4 protein-coding genes are annotated in these 4319 nt (G+C 45.7%); all 4 read right to left on the minus strand.

Annotation, left to right across the window (positions count from 1 at the left end; genetic code table 11):
• Positions 1-605 precede the first annotated feature (605 nt).
• Positions 606-1376: a hypothetical protein gene (locus MJZ26_14585; protein ID MCQ2107004.1), complete on the minus strand. Its 771-nt coding sequence runs from the start codon at positions 1374-1376 to the stop codon at positions 606-608.
• 227 nt (positions 1377-1603) lie between these two features.
• Positions 1604-2182: a DUF1007 family protein gene (locus tag MJZ26_14590; protein MCQ2107005.1), complete on the minus strand. Its 579-nt coding sequence runs from the start codon at positions 2180-2182 to the stop codon at positions 1604-1606.
• Positions 2183-2291: 109 nt separating this feature from the next.
• Positions 2292-3425 carry a hypothetical protein gene (locus MJZ26_14595; protein ID MCQ2107006.1) on the minus strand — a complete coding sequence of 378 codons (1134 nt, stop codon included), beginning with the start codon at positions 3423-3425 and terminating at the stop codon, positions 2292-2294.
• Between the two features lie 303 nt (positions 3426-3728).
• The coding region (locus MJZ26_14600; protein ID MCQ2107007.1) for a ferrous iron transport protein B at positions 3729-4319 on the minus strand (591 nt) is incomplete at its 5' end.

Here is a 4319-nt window from a genome sequence, read left to right on the forward strand (position 1 = left end):
AGTAAATTCAATCAATTTTACCAGCTATTCGGGCAATAGCTCTATAACCATTCATAAAATCACAACATTGAAGCCCAATGTTTCTATTGACGAATACTTAAAATGCGACGGCTCGACTTTTACACCACAACATATCGAATACTGGTCGTCCTTAGATTTTTTACAGAAAAAAAACACAACTAATTCCCGGTAATGAATACGAAATTACTTTATTAGGAAACAACACTGTTCTTGTGAATGAACCAGGCGATCAGGTAAGGTTGGCCCAAGCCAAAGGTTTCTGTATAGAATATTCTTCAGACAAAAATTTCTTGTTATCATTTCACCGCTACGAGGGCACACTTACAAATGATAGTGCAAATGTCTCCATTTACAAAGGGGAGAAAAAGATTTCTTACATACTATGGCAGGATTTAGAAAGAAGATTTGGTAGTTTTTGTTCAACTAATAGACATTTACTAACATTCAGTGCTAAACAAAACGAAAACGACACAACAAACATAACGATCAGCCGAATGACTCTAATCGAATAAAAAAACAAGACAAGTCTGTATATAAAAAAAAAGGACTGATGAAGATATCATCAGTCCCGATGCTAAAGAGCATTAACACAGCATAAACAATCCCGCAAGGAACACCACAAGGCCTCCTGCAAAGGAAGCCACAATGTGGATGTAGGCCGCCAGCCATCCGGTTTTGGCGGCTCCTTTGTCTATGCCCGTTTTCAAGGCAATGGCTCCAATTCCAAACAACATATTGGTGACGGTCATGCCCACACAAACTGCGCCTGCAGAAGCAAGCGCCAACGCCACCATGGAATTCAAGAGACAGAACAGAACAATCAAGGCCACAGCAGGGCACGGCACAATTCCCGTTACGGCGGCCACCCCAATCAGTTCCTTCCAGGAAGTATTTTTTGAAACAGCAACTTCGCCGGTTTCATTTTCGCCGATGCGACGATTTCTCAAAAGTTTCACTAAATCATGGACGGCGATTCCTATGAGCAAAAGTCCAGTAAAGCAAACCAGTCCATAGCTCACCTTTTCTATTCCCTGGCGTCCCAATTCAAAGGAAGGGAACACGGCAGCCTTTAAAATCCCGTACAAAACAAAAAGCAATATCACCGCGCTTAAAGTGTGGGTAAAAGTAATTCCCGCGCCAAGGGCAATGCCATGTTTCCACTTTCCCTTTCGTGCAAGGAAATACCCCACCACAATGGATTTTCCGTGGCCAGGCCCTAAAGCGTGAAGCATTCCGTACATAAAGCAAATCAGAAGAAACGTCCAAATAATACCGGATTCGCCATTCTTCATAGCAGTGATTTTCGCGGCAATATTTTCACGAAGCTTCTTCTGCTGGTCTGCAAAATTTTCCATTAGGCAAAAAATATGAGAGTCATGAATACTTACAACAGACTGATTGTCTTGAACAACAGAATCCGAAGGCGCCTTTGCTTTAACCATTTCTGAAGGCGCAATCGATTCAACGGTTTCGGCAGACGCCGTAGAGCCATCCATCGAAAACTTTTTCTTTGTGACTGCAGAAAAAGAGAACTGCGCACAAAGCAGCAACAACGCAACTAACAATGTGGCTACAGACGATCTCATTTCTTGAACCTCACGTAAAGCCCTTCCACATCGGATCTAAAGGACTTCATCATGGTGAGATCTTCAAGACTGTCGTCATAGTACTCCACTTCTAACGCATCAGGAGCTTTGACGTCAGAATTACCCATGTCAGAGGTGACCTGAATATAATTCGACGGATCAGCAACAACTATAACCAAGAACTTATATTCATTCGAAACAGGAACGGAAAAACGAATCAGGTAATCCAAGACCAGTTTCCCATTTTTCTTCTTCGCCTGGAAATTTTCAACATCCAACGCAGGCAAAAATTTAGTTCCATTCAAAACATAGTTGTAATAATTCTGCTTGACAAGGGGATCCAAAAAGGCAATCTTTAACGATTCCAATTCTTTTTTTGAAAGCAAGCCATCACCATTTGCGTCGGCAGCAGCGAACATGGAAGTGCCGTAAATTTCGTCATATTCCCAATGATTCTGAACACCGATAAACCCAGTTTCGTCAAACACAGCCTGGACAGTCACATCCGCAAACACATGCGGGTGCGCCCAGGACATGGCGGCCATCATAAGCAGGGATACGAAAAAAAGTCTCATCGCAAGTCAATATATAAAAAGTCCCGCCCGCGACATTCGCCGGGGCGGGAAACCCATCCAGCTTTATGAGGTAACATTTATAAGCTGGCGGAGGTTTTATGGCATATTTTTAGAAGGCGAAAACGGTTTCCAGTCCAAGGTTCAGACCCACGTCATCGTTATCACCGTAATCATCACCCAGCGGCACATTGACCATGGCAAAGCCGGTAATTTCCAGGCCTTCCACCGGAGCGAAGTACAGGCGGGCACCAGCGGCAAAAGATTCCAATTCATCATCGCTGTCCAAAGTATTAGTATGATATTCCAGCGGAATGCCAAGAGTCAGCGATCCAAAGAGATTCATGCTGGGCTCCACATAGGCAAACATGTATTCCGGAATTTCATCACCATGATCGATGGGAGCGTCATCATCCATGATTGCATAGAACGCGGAAGCCTTGATATTGAAGCCACCTACTTCAAAAGAGGGTTCCACCAAGATGGCATGAGTTGCGCCCGGTTCGTCTTCGCCAAGGGCATCTGCATGGAGACCATAAACCGCATGGAAACCGAAACCACCAAACTTTAGATTTGCATCCAAGCCCGCGTGAAGCTCATTATGCTTCGGTTCCTGATAGGACTTGTAATCCACATAGGGGCGAACCGTGTGTTCGCCTAAGCCCAATTCATAGGCCAAGTGAGCGTTGTATGCAACGCCTACGCACGATTCTTCACCATCTTCTTCAACGCATACTTGATTGTCGTTGTCACCGCGACCGAAGCCGAGCCCAAAAACAAAGCCTCCAACATCTACTTCTACTCCTCGAATATCGTGTTCAGACATACCTGCAGCGTTATCTGCAGGATCATCATAACCATAGTAGTTCTGGAAAGCGCCTTCGGAGAAAGTCAGGTCACCTGCCTTAATCACGAAGTTTTCGCTTTTTGTATACTGAACGAAAGCACCGTTATAGATCGCCGCAGGGTCTGTTGTTTCGCCATCGGCTTCCAACTGGACTTCCGCAGACCACTGATCATTGAACTTTACTGCAAAATTCAAATCAAAGGTGGAGGCGTAGCTATGGGTAACTTCGTCGTCGTTAAGCAGGTCACCCGTATAGGCGTCAAATTCCACCTCACCGGAGATTGCGACTTCAGGGCCCTTGGATTCTGCAGCGGATTCAGCGGAAGCGGCTTCTTCCGCAAAAGCATTTGCAGCAAGGAGGGAGGCGGTCATTAAACCGAATGCAATATTGTATTTCATTGTTTTTCCTTTTTTCTTTTTGTTATAAACTTTAGGGGCTGTGTCGGGCATTGCCATCATCTAAAGGATGATCGCCGCACAGCTATTTTTAGCTTAAGTAAACTTTATTAGATTAGGCTAACTACGAGTTTGTAAATTAGGGCCGTTGGAGGAGACACGTTCCAACGGCCCCGATTTACGTTTTTGAATTAAGAAATCTGCTAGATCCTTCGACTCCGTGCTACGCACCCCTACCCAAAGGGCATAACTCAACTTGAGAACTAAAGTTCTTAGTTTCGTATAGCTCAGGATAACACGAGCGCTTTAATCCTCGAATCTCTTTTCCTTATTAGCCTTCATGCCGAAGAGTTTCAGGAAGATTCCTGTACCAATGAGGACAATCACTGCCGTGACAATCCAGCCGGTGCTACCGCCCACAGGAATCTGGTAGATTAGCACTGCAACGGACCAGGCAAGGATCGTCTGAACAGTCGCCATCAGCACGCCAAGTCCCAGGCCGATTTCGCGAACCACAACGCCCATGGCAGCCAAGCAAGGCACGTACAGCAGGATGAATACCAGGAAGGCAAACACCTGCCAGTTGAACCCGTCGTGACCACCGTTATGGAAGTAGGAGCGAAGGTTGGCGTAGATATCGGCAGTTTCGCTGAGGTCGCCTTCTTCAAGAGCGCCCATGGCGTCTTCGTCAAGTTCAATACCGGCTGCAGCAAGCTTTGCAAAGACTTCTTCACGGGTCTTTTCGTCACCCTCTTCTTCGCCGAAGGTTTCGATGGCAGCGTATTCTTCACAAGTCAGGACCTTGGCTTCCTGGATCTTATCCAAGGTTTCCTTCTTCAGTTCTGCAGCGCTTTGGGCTTCAAGTTCGCCAGAGGTTCCCAGGATGTCCGTAAGAGA

Source organism: Fibrobacter sp., from assembly GCA_024398965.1.
Classification (GTDB): domain Bacteria; phylum Fibrobacterota; class Fibrobacteria; order Fibrobacterales; family Fibrobacteraceae; genus Fibrobacter.